At 72.1% G+C, this 18,821-nt stretch carries 15 protein-coding genes; 9 read left to right on the forward strand and 6 right to left on the reverse strand.

The window, feature by feature from the left end; genetic code table 11:
- Positions 1-304: 304 nt before the first annotated feature.
- Positions 305-2,287, reverse strand: a complete 1,983-nt coding sequence (locus AC07AB_RS38460) for a helix-turn-helix domain-containing protein (protein WP_478576930.1) — start codon at positions 2,285-2,287, stop codon at positions 305-307.
- A 176-nt stretch (positions 2,288-2,463) separates the two neighbouring features.
- On the opposite strand from AC07AB_RS38460, the gene AC07AB_RS38465 reads away from it, so the two are divergent.
- Complete coding sequence (locus AC07AB_RS38465) at positions 2,464-4,611, forward strand: cell division protein PerM (protein ID WP_478576932.1); 2,148 nt, start codon at positions 2,464-2,466, stop codon at positions 4,609-4,611.
- Positions 4,612-4,770: 159 nt separating this feature from the next.
- Here the strand turns inward: AC07AB_RS38465 and AC07AB_RS38470 are convergent, their stop codons facing one another.
- The gene (locus tag AC07AB_RS38470; protein ID WP_478576934.1) at positions 4,771-5,574 is read right to left on the reverse strand and encodes a hypothetical protein; all 804 of its coding nucleotides are present in this window, start codon (positions 5,572-5,574) and stop codon (positions 4,771-4,773) included.
- Positions 5,575-5,938: 364 nt separating this feature from the next.
- Here AC07AB_RS38470 and purN point away from each other — a divergent pair, with 364 nt between their 5' ends.
- The gene (purN, locus tag AC07AB_RS38475; RefSeq protein ID WP_478576936.1) at positions 5,939-6,562 is read left to right on the forward strand and encodes a phosphoribosylglycinamide formyltransferase; all 624 of its coding nucleotides are present in this window, start codon (positions 5,939-5,941) and stop codon (positions 6,560-6,562) included.
- The gene (gene purH / locus AC07AB_RS38480) at positions 6,559-8,118 is read left to right on the forward strand and encodes a bifunctional phosphoribosylaminoimidazolecarboxamide formyltransferase/IMP cyclohydrolase (protein ID WP_478576939.1); all 1,560 of its coding nucleotides are present in this window, start codon (positions 6,559-6,561) and stop codon (positions 8,116-8,118) included. Before purN ends, purH begins: the two co-directional genes overlap by 4 nt.
- 426 nt (positions 8,119-8,544) lie before the next feature.
- Here purH and AC07AB_RS38485 read toward each other — a convergent pair whose 3' ends face one another.
- A complete protein-coding gene (locus tag AC07AB_RS38485) occupies positions 8,545-9,396 on the reverse strand; it encodes a helix-turn-helix domain-containing protein (RefSeq protein WP_478576940.1) in 852 nt (283 codons plus the stop codon).
- Positions 9,397-9,582: 186 nt separating this feature from the next.
- Here AC07AB_RS38485 and AC07AB_RS38490 point away from each other — a divergent pair, with 186 nt between their 5' ends.
- Positions 9,583-10,380, forward strand: coding sequence for an SDR family NAD(P)-dependent oxidoreductase (locus tag AC07AB_RS38490; protein WP_478576942.1), 798 nt, complete (start codon positions 9,583-9,585; stop codon positions 10,378-10,380).
- 55 nt (positions 10,381-10,435) lie between these two features.
- Positions 10,436-11,197, forward strand: a complete 762-nt coding sequence (locus tag AC07AB_RS38495; protein WP_478576943.1) for an SDR family NAD(P)-dependent oxidoreductase — start codon at positions 10,436-10,438, stop codon at positions 11,195-11,197.
- Between the two features lie 268 nt (positions 11,198-11,465).
- Here AC07AB_RS38495 and AC07AB_RS38500 read toward each other — a convergent pair whose 3' ends face one another.
- Both AC07AB_RS38500 and AC07AB_RS38505 read right to left on the reverse strand, forming a co-directional pair.
- Complete coding sequence (locus AC07AB_RS38500; protein ID WP_478576944.1) at positions 11,466-13,046, reverse strand: protein kinase domain-containing protein; 1,581 nt, start codon at positions 13,044-13,046, stop codon at positions 11,466-11,468.
- The gene (locus tag AC07AB_RS38505) at positions 13,046-13,765 is read right to left on the reverse strand and encodes an FHA domain-containing protein (protein ID WP_478576947.1); all 720 of its coding nucleotides are present in this window, start codon (positions 13,763-13,765) and stop codon (positions 13,046-13,048) included. The genes AC07AB_RS38500 and AC07AB_RS38505 overlap by 1 nt, the downstream gene beginning before the upstream one ends.
- Before the next feature lie 144 nt (positions 13,766-13,909).
- Here AC07AB_RS38505 and AC07AB_RS38510 point away from each other — a divergent pair, with 144 nt between their 5' ends.
- The 3 genes from AC07AB_RS38510 to AC07AB_RS38520 all read left to right on the forward strand — a co-directional run bounded on the left by AC07AB_RS38510 (position 13,910) and on the right by AC07AB_RS38520 (position 17,138).
- Positions 13,910-14,779: a bifunctional methylenetetrahydrofolate dehydrogenase/methenyltetrahydrofolate cyclohydrolase gene (locus AC07AB_RS38510; RefSeq protein ID WP_478576949.1), complete on the forward strand. Its 870-nt coding sequence runs from the start codon at positions 13,910-13,912 to the stop codon at positions 14,777-14,779.
- Positions 14,780-15,288: 509 nt separating this feature from the next.
- Complete coding sequence (locus AC07AB_RS38515; protein ID WP_478576952.1) at positions 15,289-15,729, forward strand: DUF3017 domain-containing protein; 441 nt, start codon at positions 15,289-15,291, stop codon at positions 15,727-15,729.
- 191 nt (positions 15,730-15,920) lie between these two features.
- Positions 15,921-17,138, forward strand: a complete 1,218-nt coding sequence (locus AC07AB_RS38520) for an NADP-dependent isocitrate dehydrogenase (RefSeq protein ID WP_478576955.1) — start codon at positions 15,921-15,923, stop codon at positions 17,136-17,138.
- A gap of 100 nt (positions 17,139-17,238) precedes the next feature.
- Here the strand turns inward: AC07AB_RS38520 and AC07AB_RS38525 are convergent, their stop codons facing one another.
- Complete coding sequence (locus AC07AB_RS38525) at positions 17,239-17,598, reverse strand: hypothetical protein (protein WP_478576957.1); 360 nt, start codon at positions 17,596-17,598, stop codon at positions 17,239-17,241.
- A 335-nt stretch (positions 17,599-17,933) separates the two neighbouring features.
- On the opposite strand from AC07AB_RS38525, the gene AC07AB_RS38530 reads away from it, so the two are divergent.
- Positions 17,934-18,758 (forward strand): peptidoglycan-binding protein, encoded by an 825-nt coding sequence (locus AC07AB_RS38530; RefSeq protein ID WP_478576960.1) that lies wholly within the window; start codon positions 17,934-17,936, stop codon positions 18,756-18,758.
- Positions 18,759-18,821: the final 63 nt, after the last annotated feature.

The following is an 18,821-nucleotide window of genomic DNA, read 5'->3' on the forward strand; positions in this document are numbered from 1 at the left end:
CCCCCCCCCCCCCCCCCCCCCCCCCCCCCCCCCCCCCCCCCCCCCCCCCCCCCCCCCCCCCCCCCCCCCCCCCCCCCCCCCCCCCCCCCCCGCGCCCGTTTTCCGGCCCCGGCTGTGCGTGCGCCGTGGCTGGGGGAACGCTTGAGCCTGTGCGCGCGAGCGCCCCGGCCGTACGCGCGAGCGCCTCTGCCCGCGTACGAGCGCCTGCACGCGCGCGCCGCGTACGCACGGCCTGTACGCGAGCTCCGGCCCGTACGCACGCCTCGCCCGTACGAGCCCCCTGCCCGCGCCGTCTCGCCGACTCTCAGTGCGAGTCCGGTATGAGCTGGCCCGACGGGGGGAGGCCGTGCAGTTCGGCGTCGGTCTGCCGCTTCGCGGCCTTTTTGGCCTTGCCGGTGGCGGGTGTCTGCGTCACCGGGGCGGTCGCCGCGGGCTGGACCTGTCTCGGCCGGTGCGGGGGCGGTACGGGCCCCTCCGAAGTGAGCAGCGTGAACGCCGTCGCCACCGCGATCAACGCCGTTATCCCGAACGCCGCCCGCGTCGACCGGCGCGCGAGGCGTTCTCCGTCCGCCCGTGCGAGCGGGGCGGCCGTCATGGTGACGGGCAGGGCGGCGGCCAGTGCGCTGAAGCGTTCCCGCAGCGCCGCGCCCTGAGCGGTGGGCGTCAGCCCCCACAGCTCCGGCAGCAGCTCGGCGACGGCGGCGCGGGCGTGGATGAGCCGGTTCGCGGCAGCGGGGGTGGTCGCCTCCGTCTCGGCGGCGGTCTCGGGGAGGTCGAGCCCGACACCGTCGTGGAGCAGCAGCGTGCGGCGGTACGAACCGGGGAGGCCCAGCATCGCGTGCAGCAGCGCGGCGTCCCGCTCCGGCTCCACCAGCGGCTCGCCGCCGGGGCGGAACCGGTGCCACGGTGACAGCGCGTGTTCGTACGCCGCCGCGCGTACCCAGCCGGCCGGGTCCCGGTCCACGGCGACGGCCGGCCACTGCTCCCACGCGAGCTGAAAGGCCCGCTCGACGGACTGCCGGCCGAGCCGGGGCCGCCCGGTGAGCAGATAGGTCTGCCGGGCGAGCGACGCGGCATGGCGTGCGTAGAGGGCGTCGAAGGCGTCGGCGGGGGCGTTGGAAGGGCGGCGCGCGGAGTCGGGGCCGGGGGCGGTGCGGTTACGGGCGGGGGCTGTCGCCGCCGGTCCGGACGCCGGTTCCGGGGCGCGGGGCGGGGCCTGTCGCACTGCGGGCTTGTCGTTCGCGCCGCTTCCGACGAGGTCGTCGTCCCGGTCCCGTGCCCAGCTCGGCACCGCCCGTACGCGCTTCCGCTCGCGGTCCGGTCCGGTCTGCGTGCCGGCGGGGGCCGGGGCGGGGTCCGCCGCCGGGCCCGGCACGTGATCGGCCGGTTGTCTCCGTGTCCAGCTCGGGGTCCGGCGAGGGCTCTTGTTCCGGGGTGGCCCGGACCGCGTGCCGTGCGGGGTCGGGGCGGGGTCCACGGCCGCGCCCGGTCCCCGGGGCGGCTCGTCCTGCGTGTCGCTGAGCGTCGAGGCCGGGGCCGTCGTCTTGCCGTCCGCCCCGAACGGCCCGGCATGCGTGCCGTTGCGGCCGGGGGCGGGGCCGGCCGTCCCGGCGGCCGTCGGGCCCGGCGCGCGGTCGGCCGCCGCGGGCTGCTCCCCGTTCGTCGGGAGGGCTGAGGCGGCGGCGATGCCGAGCGGCGTGGTGAAGGCGTCGATCAGGAGGCGTTGGACCGCGTTCGTCGCGGCGGAGGCGTCGACGCCGGTGGGGGCGTCGGCGGGGAGGGCCGGGGGCGGGGGCGTTCCCTGCGTGGTCAGCGGCTCCTGACCGGCCTCGGGGGCGGCGGCAATGGCCGTGGGGGTGGCGGCACCGGCCTCGGGGGCGGCGGCAGCACAGGTCTCGGGAGTGGCGGCGGCAACGGCCTCGGCGCGGAGGCCCGTACGGTCCTGCCCTGACGTTCCGTCGAGCGTCAGCCCTTCCGGCGGCAGCCCTTCTTGCCCCAGCCCTTCCGGCGGCAGCCCTTCCTTCCTCAGTCCTTCCTTCCTCGGCGCTTCTTCGAGCGGCAGTCCTTCCGCCAAGCGGTCGAGTATGTGCGCGTACGCCTTGCGTTTGCGCCCGCGCGGGCTGGTGCGGCCGGTCTCCCAGGACCGTACGGTCGCGCTCGTGACACCGACCGCCGCCGCGAGCTGATCCCGTGACACGGAACGTGCCACGCGCAGCGCCCGGCCTTCGTGCGGAGACGGCAAGGTGGCAGTGGACTCCTCGAACCCCTCGGGGCCGGACCGCGTCATGCCTCTCGCCGCCTCTCCACTCGTTTCCGCTCGTCTCTACTCGTTCATGCCGACCGTGCAGCTAGCCGACCGTGCAGCTAACGGGCCATCAAAAATGACATAAACATACATTGAGCGACACGGCGACCAAATGCCCGCTACGGGTAGGAAAGACATGTTCTTGGCAGCATGACTACGTGACGCAATTGACCGAGCGCAGCGAGTCGTACCCGGCCGCCGGACGGGCTGCCGTCACCACCCGGCGTCCGCCGGCGGTCGGCGAACTCGTCCTCGGCGGCGCGGTCGCGGCCGGCCTCGGCCTCGGGGTGCTCGCCGTGGTCGTACTCCTGTTGTGGATCTCCTCGCCCTACCCCGACAACGGGCCTGGTACCGCCCTCCACACCGCCGCCGATCTGTGGCTGCTGGCGCACGGCGCGGACCTCGTACGGACCAGAACACTGTCCGGCGTCCCCGCCCCCGTCGGGCTCACGCCGCTGCTCCTGACGGCCCTGCCGTGCTGGCTGCTCTACCGGGCGGCGTCCCACCTGCTGGGGCACCATGAGGACGACGTACCCCGAGAGGGGGAGGCGCACGCGCCCGGCGACGAGGAACCGGTCACCGCGGGCGCGGGGCCCGAGCAGCCGCACGCAGCCGCCGGAGCGCTGCTCGGCGGCTATCTGCTGGTCGGCGTCTGCGCGATCCTGTACTCCTCGTACGGCGCCCTGCACGTCGCACCGCTCTCGGCGCTGTTCCACCTGCCGCTGGTCGCGGGGGCCGCCGTGGCGGCCGGGGCGTGGCGGGCGTCCGACCGGCCGGGCAATCCGTTCCCGCTCGCGTTCCCGTTCTCGTTCCCGCTGCCTGAAGTCGCCGTGCGCGCCGTGGCCGCCGTGCCGCCGCGCGTACGGGCCGGGCTCGCCCGGCTCCGCTACGGCCCCGCGCTACGGGCCGGGGCCGCCGCGACCGCCGTACTGCTCGGCGGCGGCGCCCTGCTCGTCGGGGTGTCCCTGGTCGGGCACATGGGTGCGGCGCAGGCATCGTTCGGGCAGCTCTCGGACGCGTCGTCGGGGCAGTTCGCGGTGCTGCTGGTCAGCATGGCGCTGCTGCCGAACGCCGCCGTCTGGGGCGCGGCGTACGGCCTCGGCCCCGGTTTCACGATCGGCGCGGCCAGTGCGGTGAGCACCCAGGGCGCCTCCGGCTACCCCGTACTGCCGCGCTTCCCGCTCCTGGCCGCCCTGCCGGGCGAGGGCGGGGCCGGGGTGGTGACGTGGCTCGTGGCGAGCGCCATTCCGGTGGGCGCGGGGGTGGTGGCGGCGTGGTTCGTGGCGGGGGCAGCGCTCCCGCGCCGACGCCCCGGCGAAGGGCCGCCGAAATCCGGCACGGCATCCGATACGGCATCCGGTACGGCGTCCAGCACGGCATCCGATGCGGAATTCGGCACGGCATCCGGCACAGCGAAGGCATGGTCCTGGTGGGACACCGCCCTGACGGCGCTCCTGGCCGCCGTCGTCTGCGGCATCGCGGTGGCCTTCCTCACCGCAGCCGCGTCCGGCCCCCTGGGGAACGACGCACTGGCCCGCTTCGGCCCCGGCTGGTCGCTCACCGGCCGGGCCGCGTCGGCTTGGACAGCGGTGATCGCGCCCCCGCTGGCGCTGGTGTTCCGCTGGTGGCGGTTGCGGGAGGCGGCCAGGGCCGCTGCCAAGGTCGCCGCCAGGGCCGCCGCCCGGGCGAAGAGCGACGGTGCGAGCGCGCCCGCCGGCCGTCGCAGGTCCCGGCGGCGCGCCTCGGACGACGGGGCGGTGGCTGCCCGACGAGCTCCCGAAACACCAGGTGAGGAGGGCAGGAGCGCGGCTGCCGGCCGGCGGCGCATCCGGAGGGCGGCCGTCGGGGTGCGGAAGGGCGCCGTGTCACCCGGCATCGCGGCCGCGGGGCGGCGGCAGCTCCGCCGGGCCCGGGCAGGGGGCAGGGCCGCGGTGCGGCGCACACGAGAATGGCGCGAACCCGGCGGGACGGGCGCCCCAGCCGGGACCGCCCGTACGGAGCGGGGCGCGGTCCCGCGGGCTGCCCGGCACGGCCGACCGGCCGCGCGTGCCGTTCAGGGTGAGGCGGACCGCTGGTGGCGGCGGCTCCGCCCGCGCTCCGAAGGAGAGCACGGCCGTACCGACCGCTGGAAGCCGGAGGTATATACGGCCTGGAGCCCGCCTCCCGCGGCGCGACCCGAGGAGTCCTGGCACGAAACCGGTGCCCGACAGGCCCGCTGGGCGGTCCTCAAGGACTCCGGCGGCGGCTTGATGCCGGACTTCGAACCACGCGACCTCACCGTGCCCGACGACCACGAGCAGCCGTAACCCGCTCCGGCCGAGCCGCGCGCCTCAGCCGCCCCGGCCACGCCAGCCGCCCCGGCCGGTACGTACGAGCCGCGCGCCCCAGCCGGTACGTACGAGCCGGGGCGTACGAGCCGGGGCGTGCACCGATCGCCGAGCCCGGCCCGTACGTACCCCAGTCCCTCAGTTCTGCGTGCTGAGCAGCGGACGGAGCTGCTTGGGCAGGAGGTCTTCGCAGGAGTGGCGGGAGGTCTGGGTCAGGGAGTCGTCCACGCACGTGTAGTAGTCGCTGTACACGGCCTGGAAGGCGAAGGTCGCGGCGACGATGGCCAGGGCGATGGCGCCCGCGACCAGGCCGCTGACCGCGGCCGTCGTCTGCGGCTTGCGGGCGGGGTCCTGCTGGGCGGTGGCGGGCTGGGCGGCACCGGAGTCGGGGGAGGTGGGGGGCTTGGGCTTCGCCCGCAGCGAGCTGACCGCCCAGTAGACGCACAGTGCGCCGAGCAGCAGGGCGACCTGCGGAATGCTGAAGAGGGCGAAGAAGAAGGCCCACATGCCGGCGAGCAGGGCGTACCGCGCGCGCCGCTGCGCCGGGTCGGTGGGGTCCCAGCGGAGGCCGCCCGGGCCGCCGCCCGTACCGCCCTGGCCGGCGGGCCCGCCCGGGCCTTCGGGGTCACCGGGCTTGTGCTGCGGGCTGCTGCCGAAGTCGCCGTCCTGGCGGCCCGGCTGCCGGCTGCTCCACTGGTTGCCCCACGCCGGGGGCTGCTCCCGCTGCCCCTCCTCGGAAGATCCCTCGGACGAGCCCGAGGCGGAGCCGCCCGAGGAGGAGTCATCTGAGGAGGAGCCGTCCGAAGCGGAGTCGTCCGAAGAGGACGGAGAAGAAGAGTTATGGCGGGGCTGCCACGGCTGGTCCGTGTGCCCCTCCGGCGGCGGTGCGAAGGGATTGTCGTCCTGCGGAGAGGAGGACGACGGCGACTTCCGTTCTGACATGCGGGCGTACCTCATCGCTGCCCTCCGGTGGATGCGGCGGGCAACAGGAGGCGGTGAGCCGCGTGGCGGCGTCGGTCCGGCATGTGGAGTGTGTCTTCCCCTTGTGTCGTCTTCCGGCAGGTCTCACATCAAGTGTCGTCCACTTCATATGTCGTGCCCGGAACCCGGCCATGGATGCGCTGTGTCCAGACGCTACCTTCCGCGTGTGCCCCCGTCCCGTGGGGGCCGTCCGGTGTGCCGGTATCGTTGCTGACGGTCGGCGGCTTCGTAGAGTTCCCCGGTTCCGAGGGTGCCGTTCATTCGTACGACCATACAAACTCGCACCACCCGCGAGCTCGGGTCTGTTGCCAGAAAGGGTCCCGCCGTGGCCTCCCCACCCCCCGCCCGCATCGTCGCGCTCGTCTCCGGCTCGGGTACGAACCTGCAGGCCCTGCTCGACGCCATCGCCGCCGACCCGGACGGCTACGGGGCCCGCATCGTGGCCGTGGGCGCCGACCGGACCGGCATCGCGGGGCTGGAGCGCGCCGAACGCGCCGGGCTGCCGACCTTCGTGTGCCGGGTCAAGGACCACGCCCGGCGCGAGGAGTGGGACCGGGCGCTGGCCGAGGCGACGGCCGCGTACGAGCCGGATCTGGTGGTCTCCGCCGGGTTCATGAAGATCGTGGGCAAGGGGTTCCTGGCCCGCTTCGGGGGGCGGCTGATCAATACGCACCCCGCCTTGCTGCCCAGTTTTCCGGGCACCCACGGCGTGCGCGACGCGCTCGCGTACGGCGCCAAAGTGACCGGTTGCACAGTCCACTTCGTCGACGACGGGGTCGACACCGGCCCGATCATCGCCCAGGGCGTGGTCGAGGTGCGGGATGAGGACGACGAATCCGCCCTGCACGAGCGGATCAAGGAAGTCGAGCGCACGCTGCTCGTCGATGTCGTGGGGCGCCTCGCGCGCGACGGCTATCGCATTGAGGGAAGAAAGGTACTGATCCCGTGACCGCCGAAGGTACGAAGCGGCCCATCCGCCGCGCGCTCATCAGCGTCTATGACAAGACGGGCCTTGAGGAGCTGGCCCAGGGCCTGCACGCGGCGGGCGTCCAGCTCGTCTCCACCGGCTCAACGGCCGGGCGGATCGCCGCCGCGGGTGTGCCCGTGACCAAGGTGGAGGAGCTGACCGGCTTCCCCGAGTGCCTCGACGGGCGCGTGAAGACCCTGCACCCCCGCGTGCACGCCGGCATCCTCGCCGACCAGCGACTCGACGACCACCGCGCCCAACTCGCCGAACTGGGCGTGGACCCCTTCGAGCTGGTGATCGTCAACCTCTACCCCTTCAGCGAGACCGTCGACTCCGGCGCGTCCCCCGACGAGTGCGTGGAGCAGATCGACATCGGCGGCCCGTCGATGGTCCGCGCCGCCGCCAAGAACCACCCCTCCGTCGCGGTCGTCGTCAGCCCCGCCCGCTACGACGACGTCCTCAAGGCCGCCACGGACGGCGGGTTCGACCTCGCCGACCGCAAGCGGCTGGCCGCCGAGGCGTTCCGGCACACCGCCGCGTACGACGTCGCGGTCGCCTCCTGGTTCGCCGCCGACTACGCCGGGGACGGGGAAGCGTTCCCCGACTTCATCGGTGTCACGTACGAGCGCAAGAACGTCCTGCGCTACGGCGAGAACCCGCACCAGGGCGCCGCCCTCTACACCGGCGGCCACGGGGGCCTGGCGGAGGCCGAGCAGCTGCACGGCAAGGAGATGTCGTACAACAACTACACGGACACCGACGCCGCGCGCCGGGCCGCGTACGACCACGACGAGCCCTGCGTCGCGATCATCAAGCACGCCAACCCCTGCGGCATCGCGATCGGTTCGGACGTCGCCGAGGCGCACCGCAAGGCGCACGCGTGCGACTCGCTCTCCGCCTTCGGCGGCGTGATCGCCGTCAACCGGCCGGTCTCGGTGGAGCTGGCCGAACAGGTCGCGGAGATCTTCACCGAGGTCATCGTCGCGCCCGCCTACGAGGACGGCGCGGTCGAGGTGCTGGCCCGCAAGAAGAACATCCGGGTGCTGCGCTGTGCCGACGCGCCGCAGGCGCCGGCCGAGTTCAAGCCGATCGACGGCGGCGGCCTGGCCCAGGTCAAGGACGTCCTCCAGGCCGAGGGCGACGACCCGGCCAACTGGACGCTGGCCACCGGTGAGGCGCTGTCCGCCGACGAACTCGCCGAGCTGGCCTTCGCGTGGCGCGCCTCGCGCGCCGTGAAGTCCAACGCCATTCTGCTTGCGCAGGGCGGGGCCACGGTGGGTGTCGGGATGGGGCAGGTCAACCGCGTGGACTCCGCGAAGCTGGCGGTGCAGCGGGCGGGGGAGGAGCGGGCGCGCGGCTCGTACGCCGCTTCGGATGCCTTTTTCCCGTTCCCGGATGGGTTGGAGGTGCTGCTTGAGGCGGGTGTGAAGGCAGTGGTGCAGCCTGGGGGGTCGGTGCGGGATGACGCGGTGATTTCCGCGGCCAAGGCTGCCGGCGTGACGATGTATCTGACGGGTACGCGGCACTTCTTCCACTGACGCTGGTTCGGCTCCGGCCCGCCTGGCCCTCAAGCGCCGGGCGGGCTTTTTGTCCTCAAGCGCCGGACGGGCTGGGTTGGGTGGCCCGCGCTGGCTGCGGGCTTTTCGTCCTCAATCGCCGGACGGGCTGGATTAGCCGGCCGTCCGGGTGTCCTCAAGCGCCGGACGGGCTTGATGGGTCGGGGCTCGTCTGGGTGTCCTCAAGTGCCGGGAGGGCGGATGGGTCGGGGCTCGTCTGGGTGTCCTCAATCGTCGGGCGGGCTGGATGGGCCGGGGTTTGTCCGGGTGTCCTCATGTGCCGGACGGGCTTGATGGGCCGGGGCTCGTCTGGGTGTTCTCAAGTGTCGGGCGGGCTGGATGGGTCGGGGTTTGTCCGGGGGTCCTCATGTGCCGGGCGGGCTGGATTAGGCGGTCGGGCTGGTGTCGTCAAGCGTCGGATGGGCCTGAGCGAGTGGGGTGTCGGCGGGTGGCGTTGACGGTGCCGAGTAGGGCGAGGGCCTGGGCGCTGGGGCTGCCTGGTTCGGCGTGGTAGATGACGAGTTGCTGGCCGGGGGCGTCGCGGACGTCGAAGGCCTGGTAGGTGAGGGTGAGCGGACCGACGTCGGGGTGGTCGAGCTGCTTGGCCTCCCGGGTTTTGCCGCGCACGGTGTGGGCCGGCCACAGGGCGGCGAATGCGGGGCTCTGCTCGGTCAGCGCCTCGACGAGTTCGTGCAGCCGGGGATTGTCGGGGTCCAGGCCGGCCGCCTGGCGCAGATTGGCCACGACGGCTTGCGCACTCCATTCCCAGCGGACGAAGAAGTGGCGGCCGGCCGGGTCGAGGAAGGTCATCCGGGCGAGGTTGTCCGCGGGGTGGAAAGGCGAGTACAGCGCGTCGGCCAGGGCGTTGCGCGCCAGGATGTCCAGGGTGCCGTTGAGGACGAACGCAGGGGTGTTCGGGTAGCCGTCCATGAGCTGCCGCAGTGACGGGCTGACCACGTCCCGCCGCGGGGCCGGCCCGTCGGCCGGTGCGGTGCCGGCCAGGCGGTAGGCGTGCGCGAGGGCGTCGGCGTCGAGGTGCAGGGCGCGGCCGAGGGCGTCGAGGACCTGGGCGGAGGGGTGGCGCTCACGGCCCTGTTCGAGGCGGGTGTAGTAGTCGGCGTTGACTCCGGCCAGTACCGCGACCTCCTCGCGCCGCAGCCCGGCGACCCTGCGTACGCCGTAGCTCGCCATGCCGACGTCCTCCGGCCGCAGGCCGGAGCGCCGGGCGCGCAGGAAGTCTCCCAGAGCGTTCTCAGACATATCCCCAGGCTAGATCTCGTTGGCACACGGCTGCCTGGGTGCGCGGCACCCAGGCAACGTACGTCCTGGTCGGCGGCGTGCGGGGTGCCCAGACTCGGTCGGGGGGACGGCACGCACCGCCGCCGAGGCACTGCTCCGCCGTCCGCCCGCCGACCTCAGCGGACCCCCTGGACAGGGAGAACAGCGATGACGACAGACACCGGACGGCACACCACACCGGATGACCGGGATCACCCGGATGACGACGCCTTGCGGGACACGGTGGCGGTGGTGACCGGCGCCGCACGCGGCGTCGGCCGGGCCGTCGTGGCGTGGCTGCACGCCCGCGGGGTGCGGGTGCTGGCCGAGGACATCCGGCCCGAGGTGGAGGGCCTGACCGCGGAGTTCGACGGCGTGGCCGCCCTGGTCGGTGACGTCTCCCGGGAGGAGACGGCGCTACGGGCGGTGGAACTGGCCCGGCAGCGCTTCGGCGGGCTGGACATCCTGGTCAACAACGCGGGGCGGACGCTGAACAGGCCGTTCGTCGAGACCACTGCTGAGGACTGGGACGAGCTGATGGCCATCAACGCCCGCGGCGCGTTCCTCCACGCGCGAGAGGCGTTCCGCGCCATGCGCGAGTACGGACGCGGCGGGTCGATCGTCAACGTCGGCTCCTACACCTGCACGGTCGGGCTGCCCGAGGGCTCGGCCTACACCGCGTCGAAGGGGGCCCTGGCCCAGCTGACGAAGGTCATCGCCTTGGAAGGCGGCCCGCACGGCATCCGGGCCAACGTCGTGGCGCCGGGCGTGATCGAGACCGACATGCTCGACAACATCCGCGACGACAGCCGCGCCTATCTGCGCTCCTTCGCCTCCGCACACGCACTGGGCCGCATCGCGCAGCCGGCGGAGATCGCCGAGATCATCGGGTTTCTCGCCTCGGCGCGCTCCAGCTTCATGACCGGCGCGGTCGTCGCCGCCGACGGCGGCTTCACCGCGGCCTGAACCGAACCCATCACCGGCCGCACCGCAACGAAGACGAGGAAGAGAGAGCCCCATCATGACCACTGGACGACGACTCGACGGCAAGGTCGCGCTGATCACCGGCGCGACAGGCGGAATCGGCGCGGCGACCACTGAGCTGTTCGCACGCGAGGGCGCGCGCCTGGTCATCGCCGATGTGGCCGAGGAACCCCTCGGCGCGCTGGCCCGGCGGATCGAGGAGACCGGCGGGGAGGCGATGACCGCGGTGCTGGACGTCTCCTCCGCCCGCGAGTGGGAGCAGGTGATCAGCGCCGTACGCGAACGGTTCGGCGCTCTGGACGTTCTCGTCAACCTCGCGGGCATCGTGGACTGGCCGGGCATCGAGGACACCCGGGAAGAGGCGTGGGACCGGGTCATCGACGTCAACCAGAAAGGGACCTGGCTCGGGATGCGGGCCGCCATGCCGCTGCTCCGCGCCGGCGGCAACGCCTCGGTGATCAACACGTCGTCCGTCCTGGGGATCGTGGGCAGCGGGGCGGCCGCCGCCTATCAGGCGTCCAAGGGCGCCGTGCGCCTGCTGAGCAAGACCGCCGCGGTCGAGTACGCGCGTCAGGGCGTGCGGGTCAACTCCATCCACCCCGGTGTCATCGCCACGCCCATGATCCAGGAGCTTTTGGACGAGCAGGGCGACCGGCAGCCGGACATTGTGCGCACTCCCATGCGCCGCGCGGGCCGCGCCGAGGAGGTCGCCTCGGCCGTGCTGTTCCTCGCCGGTGACGAGTCGTCGTTCGTCACCGGTTCCGAGCTCGTGATCGACGGCGGGCTCACCGCCCACTGAACGCTGCCCACAGGGTGCTCATGCGGAAGGCCGGTGCCCCCATCCACGTGGGCACCGGCCTTGTCTGTGTCCGCTCTATCGCTCTATCGCTCTGTTGCTCTGCCGGCCGGACGGCCCCAGGCTCCCCCGTTATGGCCTGGGGGCGTCCGCCTTGCTCACCCGCTTCCCCCGTTCAGCAGGTGATGGCTCTACTTTGGCCCCTCGTCCCGTCTCCGCATACCTCGCAACTCTCAGGGTGGCGAAGGCGGGAACCTCACACTTCTCAGGGTCACGAACGGGCCGTGGGGGTGTACTCCTTCAAGTAATGCGCGAGACGGTCCGTGACGGGTCGCTGCTTGGGCGGGACGCCGCCCGCGTTGTTCACCTTCGAGAACGACGTGAGATAGGCGGCGGCGACGAGCACACGGCGGTCGCCGGGAAGGGTGGACCACAGCTGCGGTGCGATGTAGCAGAGGTAGCGGCCGACCGCGGGGATCGAGACGTCCGGCGGGAACGGCGGTCGCGGGTTGCCCGTCTTGGGGCGGTCGGCGTCCGGCAGGTAGTAGCGCAGTACGCGCGGGGTCCAGCGGGCGATCCCGTACTCGTCCTTCGCGGGATCGGAGAGGTTCGCGTCGAAGTCGCTCTCGACCTTGAGGAGCGCGGCGATCAGCGCCGGGGTGACGGCGGATTCGGAGCAGTCATGTGCGGAGTCCACGATCAGCTTGCGGTACTCGACGGGAACGCCGGCGTCCGTAGCGAGTTCGCTCGCCCCGTACGAGGCGGGCGTGACGGGCTTGCGGTCGTTTCCGTCGGCCGGCGATCCGGTGTCGATCAGGGTGATGCCGTAGCTGACCGAGGCGACGACGAGCGCCGCGGCGACGGCGCTCAGAATCCTGCCGGGCTTGCGGCGCGGCCGCAGCCGCGGCAGCTTCGGCGTCGGCTCCGAACCGGCCGCCGCCTCCACGCGCCGCAGGAGGACCGTACCGCTGTGCGCGGCGCGCTCCTCGTGCGTACGGGCCAGGCAGTCGGCGATGATCTCCCGCCAGGCGGACGGGAGTTCGGGCGAGAGGCGCAGTTCCTCGTCGCCGCGCGCGTATCGCAGCAGCGTTTCGCGGCGGGCGGCTCGGCTGCTGCCGGGGAGCGGGAGGGCGCCGGTGAGCAGCAGGTGGGCGACGGTGCCGAAGGCCCAGATGTCGGCGGTGGGGCGGATGAGCTGGCCGCGCTCGCCGACCTCGGACCACAGGAGTTCGGGCGGCGTGTAGTCGGGCGTGGAGAAGGCGGGGGAGTAGGCGTGGGTGCCCTCCATCTCGGCGGCGAGGTTGAAGTCGCCGAGCCGGACGCTGCCGTCGGGCATCAGCAGGACGTTGGCGGGCTTGAGGTCGCCGTGCACCCAGCCCGCGTGGTGGAGCTGGGCCAGCCCCTCGCAGATCTGGGCGAGGAGGGCCGGAGCGCCGGGGACGGGGCCGGGCGCGGACCGTTCGACGAGCTGGTCCAGGGAGCCCTCGGCGCGTTCGAGTACGAGCACGGTGGCGCCGTCGAGCGCCGGGTTGCCCGGGTCGTCGACCGTCACGGCCTCGTACATGCGGATCAGGCGCGGGCGGCTCAGCTTGCGGTGCAGGTTCAGCTCGCGGTGGGCGAGGTCCTTGAGGTGGCGGAGCTGGCGGGGCGTGCGGGTGCCCGTGGGGAGGAATTTGAGCGCGGCACGCTCGGGCAGGTCCTCGGGGTCGCCCTTTTCGGGCGGGTCGACGCGCCGGGCCTCGTACACGCTGCCGAACGCGCCCGTGGCGAGCGGTTCGCGCACCTCCCAGCGGCCGACCCGGTAGCCGCGGCTCACTTGAACGGTGAAGGGCCGTGGCCCCTCGTCACTCACTACTGCGGCCCCTTGTCGATCACGTCGAGTTCGTCTTCCCGTACGAGATCGAAGCGTAGCGCGAGAGACACGAGAGATTCCTTCTTGCCGTTCAACCTCGCGCCGGACAGGGCGACTTCAGGGGGTGGTTTGAGCCGCAGCTTCACCGCGAGGTAGTCGATGTTCCACTGCACGGAGGTGCGGCTGATGGCCGGCCAGACCGGGCGAAGGCGGTCTATGACCTGTTCGACGGTGGGCAGCGGCGCGTGCGGTTCGCCGCGCAGGCGTGGTTCGCAGAGCACCGCCAGGACCAGGAAGTACCGCTTGGAGCGGTCGAGCGGGAAGGAGAGCGCGGTCGGCTCTCCCGCGTCGGCCTCGTTGTCGTCGAGATAGTCGTGGCGCGGCGCCCAGACGTCGAAGCCCAGGAGCTCGTCGCCCGCCGGTATGACCAGGCGCGAGAACTCGAACGGTACGGGCGCGTCGACCCTGCCGGGCGCGACCTTGATGTGCTCGCCGGCGCCTTCGGGGTTCTCCACGACGTAGGTCTGGCGGCGGCTGAGGTTGGTCAGCGTCCAGAATGTCGCGCTGGCGGTGATCTGTCCTGCGGAGCGTGACACTCCGGGATGCGGGATGACGAGGCCCGGACCCGTACGGCCGAAGCGCAGGCTCTGGCCCGGTTCCAGGCGGAACTGCCCGTCCGGCCCACGGCAGTCGGCAGGTACCACGATGACGCTGAACACTTGCGTTCCCTCCCCCAGGATCGGCCGGAATCGACCGCGTTCAGGCTACGTACGGAATGTAGCGCTCCGCAACGGAGAGGCAACTACTGGCGCGGCCGGGGACCTGATTGGAACGAGGGCCGCCCCATCCGCGAGGATGGGCCCATGACCGCCCAGATTCTCGATGGCAAGGCCACCGCAGCCGCGATCAAGTCCGAACTCGCCGTCCGCGTGGAGGCGCTGAAGGCCAAGGGCATCACGCCCGGCCTGGGCACTCTCCTCGTCGGCGACGACCCGGGCAGCAAGTGGTACGTCGCCGGCAAGCACCGCGACTGTGCCCAGGTCGGCATCGGCTCCATTCAGCGCGAGCTGCCCGACACCGCCACGCAGGAGGAGATCGAGGCGGTCGTACGGGAGCTCAACGACAACCCTGAGTGCACGGGGTACATCGTCCAACTCCCGCTCCCCAAGGGCATCGACACCAACCGCGTCCTGGAGCTGATGGACCCGGCCAAGGACGCCGACGGGCTGCACCCGGTCAGCCTCGGCCGGCTCGTACTCAACGAGCGCGGCCCGCTGCCGTGCACCCCGTACGGCATCATCCAGCTGCTCCGCCACCACGGCGTGGAGATCAAGGGCGCGCATGTGGTCGTCGTCGGCCGCGGCATCACCGTCGGCCGCTCCATCCCGCTGCTGCTGACGCGGAAGTCCGAGAACGCCACCGTCACGCAGTGTCACACCGGCACCCGCGACCTGGCCGCGCAGCTGCGCCAGGCCGACATCATCGTGGCCGCCGCGGGCGTGCCGCACATCATCAAGCCGGAGGACGTGAAGCCGGGCGCGGCCGTGCTCGACGTGGGCGTCAGCCGGGACGAGAACGGCAAGATCGTCGGGGATGTGCACCCGGGCGTGGCCGAGGTCGCGGGCTGGCTCTCGCCGAACCCGGGCGGCGTCGGCCCGATGACGCGGGCGCAGCTGCTGGTCAACGTGGTCGAGGCCGCCGAACTCGCCGCTGCCGCCGCCGCTGCGGGCTGAGCGGGAAGGGCTGTCATCCGTGTCTGTTAGGGCTCGTGCCAGTGCCAGTGCCAGTGCCAGGGCTGGGGCTGGGGTTCTCGCTCTCGTACGACCTGGGGCTGTGTTCATCACGTTCATCGAAACCCGGAAGGCGGCGCCGGTCGGCGGTACCGCTTGCGAGAGGACGGCTGGTCATGGGCGCTGAGACCCACTCGGGGGAGGCTTCCGGGAAGTCTCCGGGCGCGGTCTCGGACGAGACCGCGGGGGAGGGCTCGGGGGAGGTTTCGGGCGAGGGCCCGGCGAAGGCCGCGGGCGAGGGCGAGGGTTCGGAGACGGCTTCGAAGACAGTTTCGGAGACAACTTCGAAGACGGCTCCGGAGGTGGCTTCAAAGACGGCTCCGGAGGTGGCTTCGAGGACGGCTCCTGAGGTGGCTTCGGATGCGGCTTCGGAGTCGCCTGCGGCCGAGCGATCGGCGGCGGCCTCGGACGAGGGTTCCTCGGGCGCGACCGTGGGCGAGCCTGAGCGGCCTGTGAAGCCCGAGCCCGAGCCCGAACAGGGGGCATCGCGCGTCTCACCTCTCTCACGCGTCTCACGGCGCTTCCCCTCCCTGACGCGCGACACGGCCCGCCCGGAGGGCGGCGGTCGAGCCGCTGCCGGAGACGCTCCGGCCCCGGCACGGCAGTGGCCGCTGCTGTCCGTGCTCGGCGGTACGGGCCTGGGGCTCCTGATCGTGTCGCTCGACGCCTTCCGGGCGGGGACGATCATCATCGGGCTGGCCCTGATCGCGGGCGCGGTACTGCGCTGGGCGCTGCCGTCCGTCGGCATGCTGGCCGTACGGTCGCGCTTCACCGACATGGTGATCTACGGGGCGCTCGGCGTCGCCATCGTGCTGCTGTCGATGATGGCGCAGCCGCATCCGTGGCTGAAGATCCCGTTCCTGGAGGATTTGCTCCACTTCACGGTGAAGTAGCCCGCTGGGGCCGCCGGCGGACCCGGCGGGCTCTCGCGGCTCCCGTTGGATCTCGGCGCCGAAGTATCTTGATGACGAGATAAATTCAGCTATCTTGATGTCGAGATACATCGGCGAGGCATGTCGCCGTCCTCCCCTGCCCGTACGCGGCGGGGAGGCTCCGATTCCGCGTGAGAGGGACGTTCCACCTCATGGCCAAGATCAAGGCAGCCAACCCCGTCGTCGAGCTCGACGGCGACGAGATGACCCGCATCATCTGGTCCTTCATCAAGGACAAGCTGATCCTCCCGTACCTCGATGTCGAGCTGAAGTACTTCGACCTGGGCATCGAGCACCGCGACGCCACGAACGACCAGGTCACCGTGGACGCGGCCAACGCGATCAAGCAGTACGGCGTGGGCGTCAAGTGCGCCACGATCACGCCGGACGAGGGGCGCGTGGAGGAGTTCGGCCTCAAGTCGATGTACCGCTCGCCGAACGGCACCATCCGCAACATCCTCGGCGGCGTCATCTTCCGCGAGCCGATCATCATGGCCAATGTGCCGCCACTCATCCCCGGCTGGACCGAGCCGATCGTCGTGGGTCGCCACGCCTTCGGCGACCAGTACCGCGCCACCGAACTGAAGGTGCCGGGACCGGGCAGGCTCACCCTGACCTTCACCCCGGAGGACGGCGCGGAACCCATCGAGCTGGAGGTCCACGAGTTCCCGGGGCCCGGGGTCGCGCTGTCCATGTACAACCACGACGAGTCGATCCGCGACTTCGCGCGCGCCTCGTTCCAGTACGGCCTGGCCCGCGCGTACCCGGTGTACATGTCCACCAAGAACACGGTCCTGAAGAAGTACGACGGACGTTTCAAGGAGCTCTTCCAGGAGGTCTTCGACGCCGAGTTCAAGACGGACTTCGACGCCAAGGGCCTGACGTACGAACACCGCCTCATCGACGACATGGTCGCCTCGGCGCTCAAGTGGTCCGGCGGCTATGTCTGGGCCTGCAAGAACTACGACGGCGACGTCCAGTCCGACATAGTCGCCCAGGGCTTCGGCTCGCCCGGCCTGATGACTTCGGTCCTCATGTCGCCCGACGGCCGGACCGTGGAGTCCGAGGCCGCGCACGGCACGGTCACCCGCCACTACCGGCAGCACCAGCAGGGCAAGGCGACCTCGACCAACCCGATCGCCTCGATCTTCACCTGGACTCGGGGGCTCGCCCACCGGGGCCGGCTGGACGGCACTCCGGAGGTCACCCGGTTCGCGGAGACCCTGGAGCGGGTCTGCGTCGAGACCGTGGAGAGCGGCCGGATGACGAAGGACCTGGCACAGCTCGCCTCCGTGGACGCGCCGTGGCTGACGACGGAGGAGTTTCTGGCGGCGGTGGCTGGCAACCTCCGTACGGCGATGGAGATCTGACGGCCCGTCGGATATCGGCGCGCGTGACGGCGGCCCCTCCTCTCCCCTGTGGGAGGAGGGGCCGCCGCCGTGCTTCACGCCCCCGCTGCTCAGCGGATGGTCAGCACTTGATGGAGTTCATGGAGAGAGAGGTGAAGTGCTGCCCGCGAGGGGCGGAGAGCCGAACCGGCGAGGAGTCGCCCTTGGGGCCGGCCCAGTCGCTGTCGCGGTGGCCGCCGCCGGACAGGGTGCCGCGGACGAACGGGCAGCGGCCGTCGGACTTGCTGTCGTGGACCGTCCCCTTCACCTTGGCGTTGTGGTTGCACCACTTGCCGTTGGCGTACCCGCGGCCATTGCTGATGGACCAGTTATTGGTGCAGGAGTCGGCTGCCGGAGCGGCGTGCGCCGCGGGGGCGAGGGCCAGTCCGCTGCCGAGGGCTGCGGTCGCGGCGGCCAGAGCGAGGGTCTTGCGTATGTTCATGGTGCGGGTTCCTCTCCTGTGGATGGCGGGTGGCACGGGGTGGACCGTGCCACCCGGTGGTGCTGCATCACAGATTGCTGGGGTGGCTGCCTGGTCCGCCAGAAAGATCGGGCAGCCGGGGAGAGTCTGGGATGAGCCCCGCTCTGACCTGCTGGGACGCCGGAGGCTGTGGGAGATGCTGGGAGGGCGGTCGGTCCAGGGCGGCGTGATCGGGGCGCGATACGGGCCGATGAAGATGGTGAACGACCGGGAACCGCCACCGGGAAACGGCCCATCATGGCTCAGAGGGAGGCCGCAACGCCTCGGGGGACAACAGAACGCGGACGGGGTGGAGCATGTCGCGTTGGAAGAAGCTGCCTGAACCGTTGGACCAGCGGGTCCGGCAACTCGTCGTACAGATGCGGAGATTGAAGGATCGCAGCGGGCTGAGCCTGGAGGCGCTCGCCGCGCGTACCGCGTACAGCAGCTCGTCCTGGGAGCGCTATCTCAACGGGAAAAAGCTTCCGCCACGGCAGGCGGTGGTGGAGCTGGCACAGATAGCGGAAACCGACCCGACGCGATTACTGGTCCTGCACGAACTGGCGGAGGAAGCCTGGGGGCGGGCGGACGCACCTACGACGCCTGATGCGGCCCCCGATACGGCGCCCGCGGCTCCCGGGGCAGCCTCCGTTCCGGATTCCGGCGGCTCGGGTTCCGAACCGGTCTCTCCGGCAGGCGGACCGCGTCGGCCCCGCCGGGCCGGAGCGCTGATCGCTGCCGGGGTCGCCCTGGCGGCCGTACTCGCCGTGGTGCTCGTCGTCACCGAACCCTGGTCGGACGAGGGCGGTTCACAAGCGAGCGGCAGCGCCGCCTCCACCGCTCCGGCCACCCCGGCCGCCACGGACGATGCCCCGCATTACGAGTGCCACGTGAAGCGCGACGACGGCCGGCTGTACGCGGGCAACAGCCGGACCGCCGTCGCCATCATCCAACTGGGCATGGTCGGGCCCGAGGTCGCCGAAGCGCAGTGCCTGCTGAAGCACGCCGGGTACGAACTCGGCGCGGTAGACGGCCGGTTCGGCAACCTGACCGAACGTGCCGTCAGGCGAGCCCAGAAGAAGGGCGGCGTCGTGACCGACGGCAAGGTCGGCCCGGACACCTGGCCGGTGCTGCGCCGATGACCGGGCCGGGGCGGGGGCCGGGGACGGGATCGGGATCAGGATCGGGATCGGGGCCGGAATCGG

Source organism: Streptomyces sp. NPDC044033 (assembly GCF_056434425.1).